17 protein-coding genes and 2 pseudogenes are annotated in these 15,530 nt (G+C 31.5%); 3 read left to right on the top strand and 16 right to left on the bottom strand.

Translation table 11 applies throughout. From position 1 onward, the window contains the following. Positions 1–16: 16 nt before the first annotated feature. Entirely contained in the window at positions 17–1,177 is a 1,161-nt protein-coding gene (locus OT390_RS08120) for a tetrahydrodipicolinate N-succinyltransferase N-terminal domain-containing protein (protein ID WP_002851311.1), read from the top strand. 24 nt (positions 1,178–1,201) lie between these two features. On the opposite strand, the gene hisIE is transcribed toward OT390_RS08120, so the two are convergent. From hisIE to OT390_RS08040, 16 genes and pseudogenes are all read right to left on the bottom strand, one after another. Next, positions 1,202–1,825: a bifunctional phosphoribosyl-AMP cyclohydrolase/phosphoribosyl-ATP diphosphatase HisIE gene (gene hisIE, locus OT390_RS08115; RefSeq protein WP_002868303.1), complete on the bottom strand. Its 624-nt coding sequence runs from the start codon at positions 1,823–1,825 to the stop codon at positions 1,202–1,204. Position 1,826: 1 nt separating this feature from the next. Beyond that, positions 1,827–2,594, bottom strand: a complete 768-nt coding sequence (gene hisF, locus OT390_RS08110) for an imidazole glycerol phosphate synthase subunit HisF (protein ID WP_002860062.1) — start codon at positions 2,592–2,594, stop codon at positions 1,827–1,829. Then, positions 2,595–3,551 (bottom strand): COG2958 family protein, encoded by a 957-nt coding sequence (locus OT390_RS08105; RefSeq protein ID WP_002851346.1) that lies wholly within the window; start codon positions 3,549–3,551, stop codon positions 2,595–2,597. It lies immediately after the preceding gene. Beyond that, complete coding sequence (gene hisA / locus OT390_RS08100; protein ID WP_002876242.1) at positions 3,536–4,267, bottom strand: 1-(5-phosphoribosyl)-5-[(5-phosphoribosylamino)methylideneamino]imidazole-4-carboxamide isomerase; 732 nt, start codon at positions 4,265–4,267, stop codon at positions 3,536–3,538. The genes OT390_RS08105 and hisA overlap by 16 nt, the downstream gene beginning before the upstream one ends. Further along, positions 4,264–4,851: an imidazole glycerol phosphate synthase subunit HisH gene (hisH, locus tag OT390_RS08095; protein WP_002851270.1), complete on the bottom strand. Its 588-nt coding sequence runs from the start codon at positions 4,849–4,851 to the stop codon at positions 4,264–4,266. The genes hisA and hisH overlap by 4 nt, the downstream gene beginning before the upstream one ends. Then, positions 4,848–5,906 carry a bifunctional histidinol-phosphatase/imidazoleglycerol-phosphate dehydratase HisB gene (gene hisB, locus OT390_RS08090; protein WP_002898901.1) on the bottom strand — a complete coding sequence of 353 codons (1,059 nt, stop codon included), beginning with the start codon at positions 5,904–5,906 and terminating at the stop codon, positions 4,848–4,850. Before hisB ends, hisH begins: the two co-directional genes overlap by 4 nt. Continuing rightward, on the bottom strand, positions 5,903–7,189 hold the full coding sequence (gene hisD / locus OT390_RS08085) for a histidinol dehydrogenase (RefSeq protein ID WP_002860059.1): 1,287 nt from the start codon (positions 7,187–7,189) through the stop codon (positions 5,903–5,905). The genes hisB and hisD overlap by 4 nt, the downstream gene beginning before the upstream one ends. Positions 7,190–7,196: 7 nt before the next feature. Further along, positions 7,197–8,096: an ATP phosphoribosyltransferase gene (gene hisG / locus OT390_RS08080; protein ID WP_002858407.1), complete on the bottom strand. Its 900-nt coding sequence runs from the start codon at positions 8,094–8,096 to the stop codon at positions 7,197–7,199. Positions 8,097–8,268: 172 nt separating this feature from the next. Continuing rightward, positions 8,269–8,622 carry a 50S ribosomal protein L17 gene (gene rplQ, locus OT390_RS08075; protein WP_070290235.1) on the bottom strand — a complete coding sequence of 118 codons (354 nt, stop codon included), beginning with the start codon at positions 8,620–8,622 and terminating at the stop codon, positions 8,269–8,271. Between the two features lie 3 nt (positions 8,623–8,625). Then, positions 8,626–9,639, bottom strand: a complete 1,014-nt coding sequence (locus OT390_RS08070) for a DNA-directed RNA polymerase subunit alpha (protein ID WP_002855748.1) — start codon at positions 9,637–9,639, stop codon at positions 8,626–8,628. 12 nt (positions 9,640–9,651) lie between these two features. Next, on the bottom strand, positions 9,652–10,278 hold the full coding sequence (gene rpsD / locus OT390_RS08065) for a 30S ribosomal protein S4 (RefSeq protein WP_002858938.1): 627 nt from the start codon (positions 10,276–10,278) through the stop codon (positions 9,652–9,654). A 27-nt stretch (positions 10,279–10,305) separates the two neighbouring features. After that, on the bottom strand, positions 10,306–10,698 hold the full coding sequence (rpsK, locus tag OT390_RS08060) for a 30S ribosomal protein S11 (RefSeq protein WP_002779544.1): 393 nt from the start codon (positions 10,696–10,698) through the stop codon (positions 10,306–10,308). Positions 10,699–10,707: 9 nt separating this feature from the next. Beyond that, on the bottom strand, positions 10,708–11,073 hold the full coding sequence (rpsM, locus tag OT390_RS08055; protein WP_002800121.1) for a 30S ribosomal protein S13: 366 nt from the start codon (positions 11,071–11,073) through the stop codon (positions 10,708–10,710). A 2-nt stretch (positions 11,074–11,075) separates the two neighbouring features. After that, on the bottom strand, positions 11,076–11,189 hold the full coding sequence (rpmJ, locus tag OT390_RS08050) for a 50S ribosomal protein L36 (RefSeq protein ID WP_002781429.1): 114 nt from the start codon (positions 11,187–11,189) through the stop codon (positions 11,076–11,078). Positions 11,190–11,360: 171 nt separating this feature from the next. Then, on the bottom strand, positions 11,361–11,579 hold the full coding sequence (infA, locus tag OT390_RS08045; protein WP_002781436.1) for a translation initiation factor IF-1: 219 nt from the start codon (positions 11,577–11,579) through the stop codon (positions 11,361–11,363). Positions 11,580–11,666: 87 nt separating this feature from the next. Further along, positions 11,667–12,463, bottom strand: a pseudogene (locus OT390_RS08040) (MBL fold metallo-hydrolase). Between the two features lie 87 nt (positions 12,464–12,550). Between OT390_RS08040 and OT390_RS08035 the strand changes: the two are divergent. Both OT390_RS08035 and OT390_RS08030 read left to right on the top strand, forming a co-directional pair. Next, positions 12,551–13,845, top strand: a pseudogene (locus tag OT390_RS08035) (MFS transporter). Between the two features lie 49 nt (positions 13,846–13,894). Then, a complete protein-coding gene (locus OT390_RS08030) occupies positions 13,895–15,526 on the top strand; it encodes a multidrug ABC transporter permease/ATP-binding protein (RefSeq protein ID WP_002851469.1) in 1,632 nt (543 codons plus the stop codon). The last annotated feature ends 4 nt before the right edge of the window (positions 15,527–15,530 follow it).

Raw genomic sequence — 15,530 nt, 5'->3', positions numbered from 1 at the left:
GGATAAGGAAAAGAAAATGATTAATACTAAAGAAGATTTTTTACTTTTAATCAAACAAATCGAGCAAAAAAGTGGCTATAAAAAACCTAAAGCTTTTGGTATAGCAAGGCTTGATAGAGGACAGTTAAATAAAAATAAAATCTTACAAGCAAGTTTTGCTTTGATTAACTATGAGCAAAATTTTGGCTCAGCGGCAATCATGCTTGAAGCTTTTATGCAAAGGGGCGTGGAGATTGATTTTAATGCGAGTGAGTTTGTGCAAACTTTGAAATTAGAAGATATTGATTTTGCACTTTCTTGTTTTAAACCTTTTTTAGAAGAAGATGGGCATCAAAATATTGATTTATTAAAGATTATCAAAGATAAATTTAAAGACGATGAATTTTCTTTTGTTTGTCTTTTTGAAGATAAAGAACCTTTAAGTGTAGAAAGTATTTATCTAAAACTTTATTTGCTTTCTACTAAAAAAGTACCTTTAAGAAGTATCAATTTAAATGGAGCTTTTGGACTTTTAAGCAATGTAGCTTGGAGTGATGATAAGCCTATCGAGCTTGAGTATTTAAGAGCAAATGAAATGCGTTTAAAAATGAGCAATCAATATCCAAAAATCGATTTTGTTGATAAATTCCCAAGATTTTTAGCACATATTATCCCTGAGGATAATACAAGAATTTTAGAAAGTTCTAAAGTAAGAATGGGTGCGTCTTTAGCAGCAGGAACAACCATCATGCCAGGGGCAAGTTATGTGAATTTTAATGCAGGTACAACAGGAGCTTGTATGGTTGAAGGGCGTATTAGTTCAAGTGCTATAGTAGGAGAAGGTTCTGATGTAGGTGGCGGAGCTTCGATTTTAGGTGTTTTAAGTGGAACAAGTGGCAATGCTATAAGCGTAGGCAAGGCTTGTCTTTTAGGGGCTAATTCAGTGACAGGAATTCCTTTAGGGGATAATTGTATAGTTGATGCAGGTATTGCAGTGCTAGAAGGAACGAAATTTTTACTCAAAGATGCCGAAGAACTTGCTAAACTTAATCCTTATTTTAATTTTGATAAAGAAATTTACAAAGGCTTAGAGCTTAAAGGTTTAAATGGGCTACATTTCCGTCAAGATTCTATAAGTGGTGCTATGATAGTAGCTTTAAATAAAAAAGCAGTCAAACTTAATGAAGCCTTGCATTGATATAAATTTATTTTACATAAAGCTTTAAGCTTTATGTCTTTCTTTTAATTTTGAAATCACATCTGAGAAACTAAGATTTGCATCTGCAAGTAAAACACTTAAATGATACATTAAATCCGCTGCTTCACAAATAAGCTCTTCTTTATCTTTTACTGTCGCTGCTAAAGCTGTTTCTACGCCTTCTTCACCAACTTTTTGTGCGATGCGTTTTGTACCACTTTTGAAAAGTTTTGCTGTATAAGAAGTATTTTCATCGGCATTTTTGCGTGCATTAATAAGTTTTTCAAGTCTGTCTAGAAAAACAAAATCTGCATTTTTAGAAATTTTTTCAAAACAAGAAATATCGCCCGTATGACAAGTAGGCCCTACAGGATTTGCTAAAATTAAAAGCGTGTCATTATCACAATCTAAGCTTAAATCTATGATATTTAAGAAATTTCCACTTTCTTCACCCTTCATCCAAAGACGCTGTTTTGTGCGTGAAAAAAAGACTACTTTGCCACTTTCTAAGCTTTTTTCTAAGGCTTTATTATTCATAAAGCCTAGCATTAAAACTTCGCAAGTTTTTGCATCTTGGATGATGACAGGTAAAAGATTATCCACTTTTTGCCAAGCGATTTTTTCATTAAGTTCTTTGAAATTTTGCATATTATATCCTTATACTTAAGCCTTGATTTTTAAGATAAATTTTTAATTCTTTAATGTCTATAAGTTTTTGATGAAAAACAGAAGCAGCTAAAGCACCATCTATACCTAGTTTAAAAGCTTCTAAAAAATGTTCCATTTTTCCCGCTCCCCCACTTGCGATCAAAGGTACTTTACAAATTTTATATACAGCTTCTAATTGTTCTAAATCATAGCCATTTTTAACACCATCTTGATTCATCATATTTAAAACAATTTCGCCTGCACCTAGATCTTGCACTTTTTTAACCCATTCTAAAGTGCTTTTTCCACTATGTTTACTTGTTTTTTCATCCCCTGTGTATTGAAATACTTTTAAATTTCCATTTTCATCTTTAAAACTATCAATCCCTACTACTACGCATTGCACGCCAAAGCTTTTAGCAAGGCGTGTGATTAGGCTTGGATCATTTAAAGCAGGAGAATTGATAGAAATTTTATCTGCCCCATTAGCCAAAAGTTCAGCTGCATCTTCTTCGCTTTTAATACCCCCTGCAACACAAAAAGGAATATTGATATTTTTTGCTACTTCACTTACCCATTCTCTTGATATGCGTTCTTTTCTAGCACTTGCAGCAATATCATAAAAAACAAGCTCATCAATACCATTTTGAGAATAATACCTAGCAAGCTCTATGATATCTCCCATATCTTTATGGTTTTTAAATTGTGTTCCTTTTACTACTCTGCCATCTTTAACATCTAAACATGCAATTATGCGTTTTGTAAGCATTTATTTCTCCAAAATACATTTTTCTTTAAGATATTTTTCCATTTCTTCATCGCTTTTAATTTCATCAAAATTAGCTTGAATTTTTGCTTCTTTGCCCACTTTAATTTGTTTGTTTATATCATCAATAAATTCTTTAAAATTTGGATTTTTATTGATCAGCATATTTAGTGTTTGAATATCAAGTTCTTTTTCTTTTGCACTAATTAAAATTTGAGAATTTGAAATATCTTTTTCAAGTTTTATCACTCCTATGCCAAAACTTTGATTTAAGCGTCTTAACTCACTTAAAACTTCGCTATCAATTTCTTGTAAAACAACCAAATAGCCTTCATTTGCCCAGCTAGAATTGCTTACAGCTTGAAAATAGCATTCTTTTAAATTTGAAAAATTTAAAGCAATTTTAAGTTCAAAAGAAAAAAGCTTATAACTATTTTGTTTGATATTTTCTAAAAGTGTTATGGTCTCTTTTTCATAATCATCATAAGGAAAATAAACCCCTACAATATCAGGATAATTCCACTTATCTTCCCCACCTTTACCCTTTTTGCTTTGTTCATGGTAAATTGTTTTGCAATTTAAATTAAAATCTAAATTTTCATATAAAAATTTTACAAGCAAGGGGTGTAAATCTCTTTCATGAAATTTATTTTTTTCTTGTTTTTCGTTAGTAATTTCATTTTTATTATCAAGCTTTAAAAGTTCATTTTCTCTTTCTTTTAGCCAAAAAGTTGTAGGTTTTTGGGAAGCTTTGATAAACAAAGAATTGTGTTGCAATTCTTTTATATCAACATATATCCTAGCCCCTAAAGTAGCAATTGGAGTTTGTCCTATGCTAGAAAGCTTTTTATCTAAGCCTTGTTCAAGAGCTTTTTGCCAAATTTCATTAACACTTAAAGGTCTGTCACTTTGTTTTAAAATTTCTAAAGTAAGTTCTTTGTAGCTTAATTTGCTAGACATCTTATCCCTTCTTCTACGCTAAAAACTCCGTCTAATAAAGCTTTTCCTACGATAACCCCACTACAAATTCCTTTTAAGTTTTCAAGGTCTTTTAAGCTCGCTACTCCACCACTTGCCTGAATGCAAATATGAGGAAAAATTTCATGGATAAGTTTATAAAGTCTTGCATTTACTCCTTGCATGGTGCCATCTTTTGAAATATCTGTGCAAAGTATGTGTTTTAAGCCTTTATTGCTATAAAAATCTAAAACTTCCATAAGCTTTTTATCGCTTGCTTCTTGCCAAGCATTTACAGCCACAACATAATCTTCTTTTAAAATCGTATCTAAGGCTAAAACTATAGCTTCACTACCAAATTCTTTTAAAATTTCAAGACATAAAGTCGCATCTTTAATTGCCATAGATCCTATAACTACTCTTTTTACTCCACAATCAAGCAAAGCTCTAACTTCTGCTTTAGAGCGTATACCTCCACCTACTTGCAAATTGACACTGACTTCTTTGGCTAATTTTTCTATCAAAGCAAATTGTCTTTTGCTAGGATCTTTTGCACCTGTAAGATCTACAAGATGAAGTTCTTTCGCTCCTGCTTTTTCGTATTCTTTAAATTTCTTTAAGGGATTGTATTTATATACTTTTTTTTGTTCGTAATCCCCTTTTACAAGACGCACCACTTCGCCATCTATAAGATCGAGTGCGGGTATGATTTGAGTCATCCTATATCCTTAATAAAATTTGAAATTAAAATTTCCCCAGCCTCGCTACTTCTTTCAGGGTGAAATTGCACTCCGTAAAAATTATCTTTCATTACGCTTGCGCTAAATTTTTGCGAATACTCACAATCTGCTATAGTGTATTTCCCAAGTCCTACACAATAACTATGCACAAAATAAAAATAAGCCCCTTCTAAGCCTTTAAACAAAGCATGAGAGCTATAAACTTCATTCCATCCCATATGTGGAAAAGTAAAGCCTTCTTTAGCTTTAAATTTTTGAGTTGTAAAATCTATGAGTTTTAAGGTTTCTTGATTTAATTCTTCAGAAAAATTTCCTAAAATTTGCATACCTAAACAAATACCAAGCAAAGGTTTTTTGGTATTTTGAATAAAATCAATAAGATTAAATTGTTCTAAATTTTTCATTGCTTCTTTTGCGGTACCCACTCCAGGTAAAAAAAGCTTATCCGCACTTTCAAGTTCTTTTAAATCCCTACTGATAGTTGCATTAAAACCTAATCTATCTAGACAAAATTTCAAAGATGCTAAATTCGCACAGGCTGTATCGATGATGATGATTTTCATATCACTCCTTTAGAGCTGGCTAAATTTTCACTTTCTATTTTTACTGCCATTTTCAAAGCTTTTGCAAAGGCTTTAAAAAGCCCTTCGGCTTTATGATGATCGTTTTTGCCTTTAACTTTTAAATGCAAACTCACGCCCATAGCATAGCTTAAAGAATAAAAAAAGTGCTCGATCATTTCTGTGCTTAAAGCCCCTAAATGAGATTTTTTAAATTTGGCTTTATAGACTAAATGGGGACGATTGCAAAAATCCATCGCACAACTTGCCAAACACTCATCCATAGGTAAAGCAAAACCATATCTTGCAATGCCGATTTTATCCCCTAAAGCTTTTTTGATACAAGCTCCAAGTGCTAAGGCTACATCTTCAACGCTATGATGCTCATCGATTTCCAAATCTCCTTTACAAGAAATTTCAAGCCCTATACCTCCATGTACAGCGATTTGCTCTAACATGTGATCAAAAAAATCAATACCTGTTTTAATGCTAATCTTACCCCCATTTAAGCATACCTTTACTTTTATATCTGTTTCTTTAGTAGTTCTTTGATAACTCGCGCTTCTAAAAGAACTTAAAATTTCATTTTCTATTTCTTTCCAAGAAAGTTCGCCGTATTTTAAACCACGCACGCCTAAATTTGAAGCCAAGATCATATCACTTTCACGATCTCCTATAACAAAACTTTGCTCCTTATCATAAAGTTCGTGTTTGATATACTCTTCTAACATAGCGGTTTTAGGTTTTCTGCAAGCACAATTTTCATTTTCAAAATGCGGACAAATAAAAATATCTTGAAATTCTATACCGCAACTTTTTAAAATATCAAGCATTTTTTCATGAGCGATTTCAAAATTTTCCTTTGGAAAACTTGGTGTTCCAAGACCGTCTTGATTGCTTACCATAACAAATTTAAATCCAAATTTTTTTAGTTTTAAAAGAGTGGGAATAGCATCTTTTTCAAAACGCAATTTTTCAAGAGTATCGATTTGAAAATCGCTTTTTGGCTCCTCTATTAAAGTGCCATCTCTATCTATAAAAAGGATTTTTTGACTCATTTTAAGCTTTCTAAACGAAAAGTTACTGCATTTTTGTGCGCGTCTAAATGCTCATTTTGTGCTAAAATTTCAACACTTTTACCTAAAGCTAAAAAACCTTCTTTACTTAACTCTTGAACGGTCATTCTTTTACTAAAATCTGCCAAACCTAAACTAGAATGCGTTTTAGTAAGTCCATAAGTAGGTAAAACATGATTTGTCCCACTTGCATAATCACCCATAGACTCTGGGGAATAAGCTCCTAAAAATACTGATCCTGCGTGTTTTACACCTTTTAAAAGTTCTCGTGGATTTTGAGTTTGTATGATCAAATGTTCAGGGGCGTAAAGATTTGAAATTTCTAAGGCTTGATTTAAATCTTTAGCTATGATAATGCGTGAATTAGCAATGCTTTTGCTTGCAAGTTCTTTGCGAGGCAAAAGTTCTAATTGACTTTGGACTTCATCACTTGCTTTTTTAGTAAAATCTTGACTTAAACACACTAAAATCACTTGAGAATCTGCACCATGTTCAGCTTGTGAAAGCAAATCACTAGCTACAAATTTTTCATTAGCTAAATCATCAGCTATGACTAAAACTTCACTAGGTCCTGCTTGCATATCAATAGCTGCTCCGTTTATATCACTACTTACTTGGCGTTTTGCTTCGGTTACAAAGGCATTTCCTGGGCCAAAAATTTTATCCACCTTTAAAACACTTTGGGTACCGTAAGCCAAAGCTGCTATAGCTCCTGCACCGCCCATTTGATAAATTTCATCCACGCCACAAAGCTTAGCACAAAAAAGCACAGCATCATTGATTTTTGCAGGACTTGCTAAAACGATTTTTTCACAACCTGCAATTTTTGCAGGAATAGCTAGCATTAAAACCGTTGAAAACAAAGGTGCCAAACCCCCTGGTATGTAAAGTCCTACTTTTTCTATAGGGCGTGTTAAAACTTCACATTTAACGCCTTTTGTAGTTTCAAGAGCGATTTCATGTGGGATTTGGGCTTCGTGAAATTTTTTGATATTTTCATAAGCCACTAAAATAGCTTCTTGTAAATCTTTATCTAAACGATTGCTTGCTTGAGTGATTTCTTCTTGAGTGATTTTAATCTTTGAAATTTCAGCCTTATCAAATTTCAAAGCTTGTTCTATCAAAGCTTCATCGCCTTTTTCTTGCACTTCTTTAATGATAGAACTTACTATTTTTGAAATTTCATCTTTCGCACTTATAGCAGGGCGTTTTAACGCTTCTTCTTTTTGTTTTTCATCCAAATTATCATATACTAAAATTTGCATTTTTTACTCACTTTAACATTTTTTCTATAGGCAGAACTAAAATCGAACTCGCACCTTCTTCTTTTAAAGCCTCCATGGTTTCCCAAAAAAGATTTTCTTTACTTACCATATGTAAAGCTACATTTTTTTCATCGTGTGCTAAAGGTAAGATAGTCGGTCTTTCAACTCCTGGAAGTAGGGCTTGAATTTTATCAAGTTTTTCTTTTGGAGCATGAAGCATAATGTATTTAGATTCTCTTGCTTGCATTACTCCTGCTACACGCAACATAATTTTATCCACTAAGGCTTGTTTTTCTTTACTTAAAGCATTTTCTTTTTGAATCAAACAAGCACGAGATTCATAAATGACTTTAACTTCTTTAAGATTGTTTGCTTGTAAAGTTGCCCCGCTTGAAACAAGATCGCAAATCGCATCGGCTAAATTTGCCCTAGGGGCTACTTCAACAGAACCTGTAAGCGTACAATTTTTATAATTAATCCCATTTTCTTTCATAAAACGCTTTAAAAGTTGTGGATAAGAAGTAGCTATCCTTAAGCCTTCAAAATCTTTCAAATTTTGAAATTTATTTTCTTGAGGTAAGGCAAGAGAAAGACGGCAATATCCAAAATCTAGCTTTTTTAAAAGCTTATAGCTTGGATTTTCTCCTAAAGACTGGCGTTCAAGTTCATTTTCTTCTAAAACATTTTCCCCTATAATGCCTAAATCTACAACCCCATCAAAAATAAGCCCAGGGATATCATCATCTCTAACGCGTAAAATATCTATGGGTAAATTTGTAGAAAAAGCGATCAAGCTTTGTTCATGGATATGCATTTTAACACCACATTCTGAAAGAAGCTCTATGGATTCTTTTGAAAGTCTACCTGATTTTTGTATCGCAATGCGTAAACGAGTGTTTTCTTGCATAACATATCCTTGAAATTAAAAATTAAAAACTTATATTAGCATAAGTAGTTGAATTTTTAGCAAGGGTTTTAGAAAATAAATAAATTTAATTTTATTTAAAATAATTATTTAAAACTTTTTATTTTTAAGGTATTTAATTGAAGTATTAATCCTAGCAAAAGCTAGGATTTGATTAAGCTACAAATTCGATGAAAGCCATTTCAGCAGCATCACCACGGCGAATTCTTGTTTTGATGATTCTTGTATATCCACCATTGCGATCTTTGAATTTTGGAGCAATTTCAGTCACTAATTTATTAGTAGCGTTTTTATCTTGTAATGAAGCAAAAACTGCTCTATGAGCGTTAAAATCTCCAAGTCTTGCTCTAGTAATCAATCTTTCTACATAACCTCTTAATTCTTTAGCTTTTGGTAGAGTAGTTTCGATTTTTCCGCTATTTACTAAAGCTATAGTTAAATTTTTTAATAAGGCAGTACGATGAGATGAAGTTCTGCCAAGTTTTCTATATCCATGTTTATGTCTCATTCTTTATCCTTCGTTTTGTGCTTTTAATTCTGCGATTTTATTTTTAAGTATTTCTTTATTATCGCTAAGCTTAGAAGTTCCCACAGGAAAACCTATGCTTTCCATGATGTTTTTAATTTCATCAAGAGATTTTTTACCTAAATTTTTAAGCCCTGCAAGTTCACTTACACTCATCAAAGCAAGCTCGCCTATGTAAACTACTCCTGCTTTTTCAAGACAATTATAACTTCTAGCACTTAAATTTAAATCTGTAATGTTTTGCAATAATTTAGTATTTTCTAGTTCATTGCTTGTTGCTTGATTTTTAATTACGCTTCTAACATTGGTGATTTTATCAAATACTGATAATTGTTTATACATAGCTTCTAGAGCATTTTGAAAAGCTTCATTTGGAGTGATTTGTCCATCAGTTGTTACAGTTAAAACCACTTTTTCATAATCAGGATTATCTTCAAACAAAACTTTTTCAATATCATAGGTTGCTTCTCTTACAGGTGTAAAGAAAGCGTCTAAAGCTATAAATTTAGGATCATTTATAAGCTCTTTAATTTCTTCGCTTGGTACATAGCCAATACCTTTTTCAACGATCAATGTGAATTTGAGTTCAGCATCTTCGTTGATAGTTGCTAGATAGGCGTCTTTGTTTACTACCTCTACTTGATCATTATTTAGATCTTTGCCGTAAATTTCTTTTGAGCCTTTAAAGCTAAATTCTACTATTTCTTTATTTGATTCGCCTTTAATTTTAAAGCGTAGTTTTTTTAGATTAATGATAAAAAGTGCTACATCTTCAAGCATACCACGCATGCTATCAAATTCATGAGCTACGCCATCAATATGGATCGCAGTTGGAGCATATCCTATGGTGCTAGTGTAAAGCAAACGGCGTAAAGGATGGGCTAGGGTGATTCCATAGCCGATCTCAAAAGGCCAAGCACTGATTTTAGCCACAGTATCACTAATGTTTTCTATTGTAAATTCTGTTGGCGTATAAGCAGATGTTGTAATATTTCTCATATTTAGCCCCTATTACTTAGAGTAAAGCTCAACGATAAATCTTTCCTCAACCGGAATGACAACTTCTTCTCTTTCAGGTTTTCTTGTGAAAATTCCAAATCTCTTATCTTTTTCAACATCAACCCAAGCAACGATTCCAGTTTGTGCTGTAAGTTCGATAGCTCTTGTTATTTGAGGATTGTTTTTGCTTTTTTCGATGATTTCGATTTTAGCACCTGCTTCTACTCTAAAGCTAGGAATATCCACTCTTTTACCATTTACTAAAATATGTCCATGTGTTACAAGTTGTCTTGCAAAACGACGTGTTGTAGCAAAACCCATTCTATATACCACATTGTCTAATCTTTGTTCTAAAAGCTGGATAAGTAATACCCCTGTATTTCCTTCTCTTCTTGCTGCTTCAGCAAATAAACGACGGAATTGCTTTTCGCTTACTCCATACATAAATTTAGCTTTTTGTTTTTCTCTTAATTGAAGTCCATACTCACTAATTTTACCTTTTCTTGCTCCGTGTTGTCCTGGCGCATAAGGGCGTTTGTCTAGTGCACTTTTGCCAGCTAGTCTTCTTTCTCCTTTTAATGCTAAGCTAACACCAAAGCGTCTTTCTAATTTTTCTACTGGTCCTCTATATCTTGCCATAATATTCTCCTAAATTTTTCTTATATCTTAGACACGACGACGCTTAGGCGGTCTGCAACCATTGTGAGCTAATGGAGTGATATCTTTTAAGAAAGTTACTTTGATTCCTTCCATAGCACCTACACTCTTAACAGCAGTTTCTCTACCACTTCCTGGTCCTTGTACTTTAATGCCTACTTCTTTAATTCCGTGTTCTTTTGCTTTATTTAAAGCGTCTTCTACTGCTTGTTGTGCTGCATAAGGAGTTGATTTTTTAGAACCTTTAAATCCTAAACCACCTGCACTACTCCAAGCGATAGCATTTCCCATTTCATCAGTCACTGTAACCATAGTATTGTTAAAAGTCGCACTGATATAAACAATACCTTTTGCTATATTTTTTTTAACTACTTTTTTCTTTACGATTTTTCTTTTTGCCATGATTTATCCTTATGATTTTGCACCAACAGTTTTTCTCTTACCTTTTCTAGTTCTTGCGTTTGTTTTTGTTTTTTGTCCGCGAACTGGTAAGCCTTTTCTGTGTCTTAAGCCTCTAAAGCTTCCTAAATCCATAAGTGCTTTAATATCCATAGCAACTTGTTTTCTCAAATCCCCTTCAACCATATAGTTTTCTTGAATTTCTTTACGGATAGCTGCTGCTTCATCTTCACTTAACTCATGAACTCTTTTATCATAAGAAATTCCTACTTTATCTAGAATTTTTCTTGAAGTGAAAAGTCCTATACCATAAATATAGGTTAGTCCATACTCAATTCTTTTTTTCTTTGGTAAATCCACACCTGCAATACGAGCCATGTTTATCCTTGTCTTTGTTTATGTTTTGGATTTTCGCAAATAATGCGAACCACGCCTTTACGGCGAACTACTTTGCACTTGTCGCACATCTTTTTAACCGATGGTCTCACTTTCATGAGCGTCTCCTTGAATGAATTCCACTTGATTTACGACTACATCAGGTTTTATGAATAACCAACTATTTTCAAAATAAGTGGTGGATTTTAAAAATACTTCTTCATATAGTTCGATGTAATTTGCCGCAAAAACTCTAATTTTACCTAAAATTAGCTTTTAAATAACTTAGATTATTTATATCTAAAAGTTATACGCCCTTTATCAAGGCTATAAGGTGTAAGTTCTACTTTTACTTTATCACCTGGCATTATTCTTATATAATGCATACGCATTTTTCCTGCAATATGACATAAAATTACATGTTTGTTGTCAAGTTCAACCTTGAAATTTGCATTAGGCAATGCTTCAAGTACGGTGCCATCAATTTCAATTACATCATCTTTTGCCAAAATTTTCTCCTTTCATGAAATAAAAAGGCTATAATTTTAGCAAAAATTATTAAAATTTTTACTTAATTTTTAGTAATTTTTAAGTAATTAATCTAAAAATTCAGGTTCGATAAAAGATGCATGAGTCCCTATAACTTTGAGTTTTCTTTCTTTAAATTCTTTAAGTAGTTTTTCCCTTGTTTGTATAGCCTCATTTTGATCTATATCAAATTTTATAGCGATTTTAGGTTTTGGGATTTGTATATCATAAAGATGAAGTAAATCTCCCCAAAAGACTATTTTATCATCAATTATGATAGCATTTTGACCTGGGGTATGCCCGTAAGCAGGTATGGCTTTAATGCCTGAATTTTGAAAGATCAAATCTTTAGAGTGGTTAATAAATTCTATATTTTTAAGTTTAAGCAAGGTGTTTTTAATTTCTTGTCTATCACTTTTGATCCAAAAATCATATTCTTTTTTATCGATTAAAATTTGAGCTTTTGGAAAAAGATTTTCTTCGCTCATTAAAGCTCCTATATGATCAGGATGTGCATGTGTTAAGATAATATGAGTGATATCTTTAAAATCGGTTTTGTGGATATGTAATTTTTCTTTAATGTATCAATAGTATCTAAAAACCCTGTGTCTATTAAAGCATTAAAATTTGGATTTTTTATCAGAGCAATATTATGCTCATTTCTTTTGATTTTTGTGCGAGTTTTTTCTATAAAATTCTTATCTTCATCGTTTTGTGGCACTAAAAAAGAAAATAATAAATTTAAAAATTCATCATCAGATTGTTTAAGCGAGATTATATGGGTTTGATTTGAACTTTTGCTTGTGGTTTTTTCTTCTAAAAAATAAAGATTGGTTTTTAAAAGGGTGGTTATAAAATTAAACATATTTATCCTTAAATTTTTTAGATAATATTTTGGAAATGATTATAGTATAATAAAAACAATGTTTTTAAAATTTAAGGTAATTAATCAATGAGAAAATCAAAATTTGGAACAAAGGAAATTAAGATCTTAGGACTTTCTTCACTAGGAGGAACTTTAGAATTTTATGATTTTATTATTTTTGTCTTTTTTGCTGAATATATAGCCAATGTATTTTTTCCTAAAGGTATGAGTGAATTTTGGGCTTTATTAAATACTTATGGAGCATTTGCAGCTGGATATTTAGCACGTCCTTTAGGTGGTATAGTTATGGCACATTTTGGAGATAAATTTGGGCGTAAAAATATGTTTATGCTAAGTATTTTACTAATGGTTCTTCCCACCTTTGTCTTAGCTTTTATTCCAGGTTATGAAACTCTTGGGTTTTTAGCTCCTATTTTATTGATACTTATAAGAATTTTTCAAGGCATAGCTATAGGTGGAGAATTGCCTGGAGCTTGGGTTTTTGTAAGAGAACATTGTCAAGAAAAACAAAAAGCTTTCTTTTTAAGCTGTTTAAATTCAGCTATGGCTTTAGGAATTTTGTTAGGAAGTATAGTATTTTAATCATTAATGCTTTTTTTAGTATAGAAGAAATTGCTACTTATGCATGGCGTATTGCTTTTTTTGTAGGTGGAATTTTTGGGATTATTTCTATTTATTTGCGTAGATTTTTGCAAGAAACTCCTGTTTTTAAACAAATGAAAAAAGAATCATCGCTTAGTTCTTTTCCGCTTAAAGATTTATTTAAAGAAAAGGATATTGTAAAAAATTTATTTTCATCAATGATGATGACTTGGGTTTTAACAGGTTGTGTTATTGTGCTTGTTTTATTAATGCCTAAATTTATGCCTAGTATTTTAAATTTAAGTGGGGTTGAAGGAAGTTATTTACAGATATTAGGAATTTTGGGAATAGCTTTAGGCGGGGCTTTTATGGGTTATCTTGTAGATAAATTTGGTTTATTTAAAATTTGCATTTTCTTTTCTTTAACTTTTGTATTTTTTTCTTTTTTATATTTTTATGCTTTATATGAGCTTAAAAATTTGGTTTTGGTGTGTATTTTGTATTCGATTGTTTGTTTTTTAGGTGGGATTAATGTGTTCGCACCTATTTTAATGAGTGAAGTTTTTAGAGCTAAAATAAGATTTTCAGGAATTTCTTTTTCTTATAATATTGCTTATGCAATTTCAGGCGGTATTACTCCGCAACTCGTTTTTTGGCTTAATACACTTGCGAGTAAAAATGAAAATCCATTTTTATATGGTATGAGTATATATATGATTTTTTTAGCGTTATTGGCTATTTGTGCTGTTTTTATAGTAAAAGATAAAATAAAATTTTGATAATCACTCTTAAAATGTTATAATTAAAATTATATTTTGGAGTTTATAAATGCCTTTTATTATGGAATTACTTAAGCAAAATAAATTAAAGTTGATTTCTTTTTTGCTTTTTTCTTTTATTACAAGCGCTGTTGGAGTTTTAACTCTTGTTTTTATCAATGATTATTTGCTTAAAAATGCACAAAACATTCCTATTTTTTATTTTATTGTTTTGCTTTTGATATTTTTTATAAGTTCTACCATAGTTGAACTTGGACTTAGTATTTTTGGACAAAATTTTATTTTTAAAATGCAAAGGCGTGTAGTAAAGCAGATATTAGATACCCCTTTGTTAAGAGTGGCTAAAGTAGGTAAGGCTAGAATTTTAGCTTCTTTAGGAAGTGATGTGAGAAATATATCTTTTGGGCTTTTAAGATTGCCTGATTTTTTACAATCAAGTATATTGATTTTATGCACTAGTGTTTATTTATGTTATCTTTCACCACAAATTTTTGCTTTGTGTGTGGTATGGATTATGGTTATTTTTATTACTAATAATTTTTTGATGATGAAAGTATATCAGTATTTTAGAAAGGCAAGGGAAAATGATGATGCTTTGCAAAATAATTACCAAAATATACTAGATGGACATAAAGAACTTTTGATCAATCGTGATAGAGCCAAACTTTACTATGAAGATGAATTTGAAAATAATGCAAGATTGAAAAAGAAAAATAGTACTTTAGGCAATCTTTTTAACAATCTCTCAAACAACTGGACAAATGTAACTCTTTTGGCTTTAGTGGGTGTAGAGTTTTACTTAGCTTTAAAATTTGAATGGGCAAGTGTTGCAGATGCTACAACTATAGCTCTTTCTATTTTGTTTTTACGAACCCCTTTAGTATCTATGATAGGATCTTTTCCTACTTTGCTTTTGGCAAAAATCGCTTTGGATAAGATCGCAAAATTGGAATTAGATGATTATATAGAAGGTTTTAAAAAAACACATTATATTAGCGAATGGAAAAAAATTTCTTTTAGAAATACTCAATTTGCTTATGAAGAAAATTTTCACTTAAATCCTGTAAATATAGAACTTAAAAAAGGTGAATTGGTATTTTTAATAGGTAAAAATGGAAGTGGTAAATCCACTTTTTGTATGCTTTTGACAGGACTTTTTAAGCCAAGCAAAGGCGGAATTTATGTTGATGATACGCTTATAGATGATAAAAATTTAGATGAGTATAGATCTCTTATTTCTGCTGTTTTTAGCGATTTTCATCTTTTTACTAAAACCTTAAATAAAGAAAATTTTGCAAGCGAAGAAAAAATTGCTTTTTGGTTGGAGTTTTTAGAACTTAAAAATAAAACAAGTGTCAAAGATAATGAACTGACCTTAACCAAACTTTCTACAGGGCAAAAAAAGCGTTTAGCTATGCTTATAGCCTTGCTTGAAGAAAGGGATATTTTAGTGCTTGATGAATGGGCGGCTGATCAAGATCCTGTTTTTAGAAGATTTTTTTATAAAAAACTTTTACCTTTGCTAAAAGAGCAAGGTAAAACAATCTTTGCTATCACACATGATGATGCATATTTTGATAGTGCTGATAGAATTTTCTTGGCTCAAAATGGTGAAATCAGCGAATTAAAGGGTGAGAATATAAAGGAATTAGCTAAAAATTTAGTAGAAAAATTTGATTAAGGCC

Source organism: Campylobacter sp. CFSAN122748, from assembly GCF_045277125.1.
Taxonomy (GTDB): Bacteria; Campylobacterota; Campylobacteria; order Campylobacterales; family Campylobacteraceae; genus Campylobacter_D; species Campylobacter_D jejuni.
Note: the sequence above shows the minus strand (reverse complement) of the source record. Positions and strands in the feature narration are given on the sequence as shown.

What these genes read in the sequence shown, in the direction of transcription:
- OT390_RS08120 (WP_002851311.1), top strand. Translation starts at nt 17, where the DNA reads ATGATTAATACTAAAGAAGATTTTTTACTTTTAATCAAACAAATCGAG.
- hisIE (WP_002868303.1), bottom strand. Translation starts at nt 1,825, where the DNA reads ATGCAAAATTTCAAAGAACTTAATGAAAAAATCGCTTGGCAAAAAGTG.
- hisF (WP_002860062.1), bottom strand. Translation starts at nt 2,594, where the DNA reads ATGCTTACAAAACGCATAATTGCATGTTTAGATGTTAAAGATGGCAGA.
- OT390_RS08105 (WP_002851346.1), bottom strand. Translation starts at nt 3,551, where the DNA reads ATGTCTAGCAAATTAAGCTACAAAGAACTTACTTTAGAAATTTTAAAA.
- hisA (WP_002876242.1), bottom strand. Translation starts at nt 4,267, where the DNA reads ATGACTCAAATCATACCCGCACTCGATCTTATAGATGGCGAAGTGGTG.
- hisH (WP_002851270.1), bottom strand. Translation starts at nt 4,851, where the DNA reads ATGAAAATCATCATCATCGATACAGCCTGTGCGAATTTAGCATCTTTG.
- hisB (WP_002898901.1), bottom strand. Translation starts at nt 5,906, where the DNA reads ATGAGTCAAAAAATCCTTTTTATAGATAGAGATGGCACTTTAATAGAG.
- hisD (WP_002860059.1), bottom strand. Translation starts at nt 7,189, where the DNA reads ATGCAAATTTTAGTATATGATAATTTGGATGAAAAACAAAAAGAAGAA.
- hisG (WP_002858407.1), bottom strand. Translation starts at nt 8,096, where the DNA reads ATGCAAGAAAACACTCGTTTACGCATTGCGATACAAAAATCAGGTAGA.
- rplQ (WP_070290235.1), bottom strand. Translation starts at nt 8,622, where the DNA reads ATGAGACATAAACATGGATATAGAAAACTTGGCAGAACTTCATCTCAT.
- OT390_RS08070 (WP_002855748.1), bottom strand. Translation starts at nt 9,639, where the DNA reads ATGAGAAATATTACAACATCTGCTTATACGCCAACAGAATTTACAATA.
- rpsD (WP_002858938.1), bottom strand. Translation starts at nt 10,278, where the DNA reads ATGGCAAGATATAGAGGACCAGTAGAAAAATTAGAAAGACGCTTTGGT.
- rpsK (WP_002779544.1), bottom strand. Translation starts at nt 10,698, where the DNA reads ATGGCAAAAAGAAAAATCGTAAAGAAAAAAGTAGTTAAAAAAAATATA.
- rpsM (WP_002800121.1), bottom strand. Translation starts at nt 11,073, where the DNA reads ATGGCTCGTATTGCAGGTGTGGATTTACCAAAGAAAAAAAGAATTGAG.
- rpmJ (WP_002781429.1), bottom strand. Translation starts at nt 11,189, where the DNA reads ATGAAAGTGAGACCATCGGTTAAAAAGATGTGCGACAAGTGCAAAGTA.
- OT390_RS08030 (WP_002851469.1), top strand. Translation starts at nt 13,895, where the DNA reads ATGCCTTTTATTATGGAATTACTTAAGCAAAATAAATTAAAGTTGATT.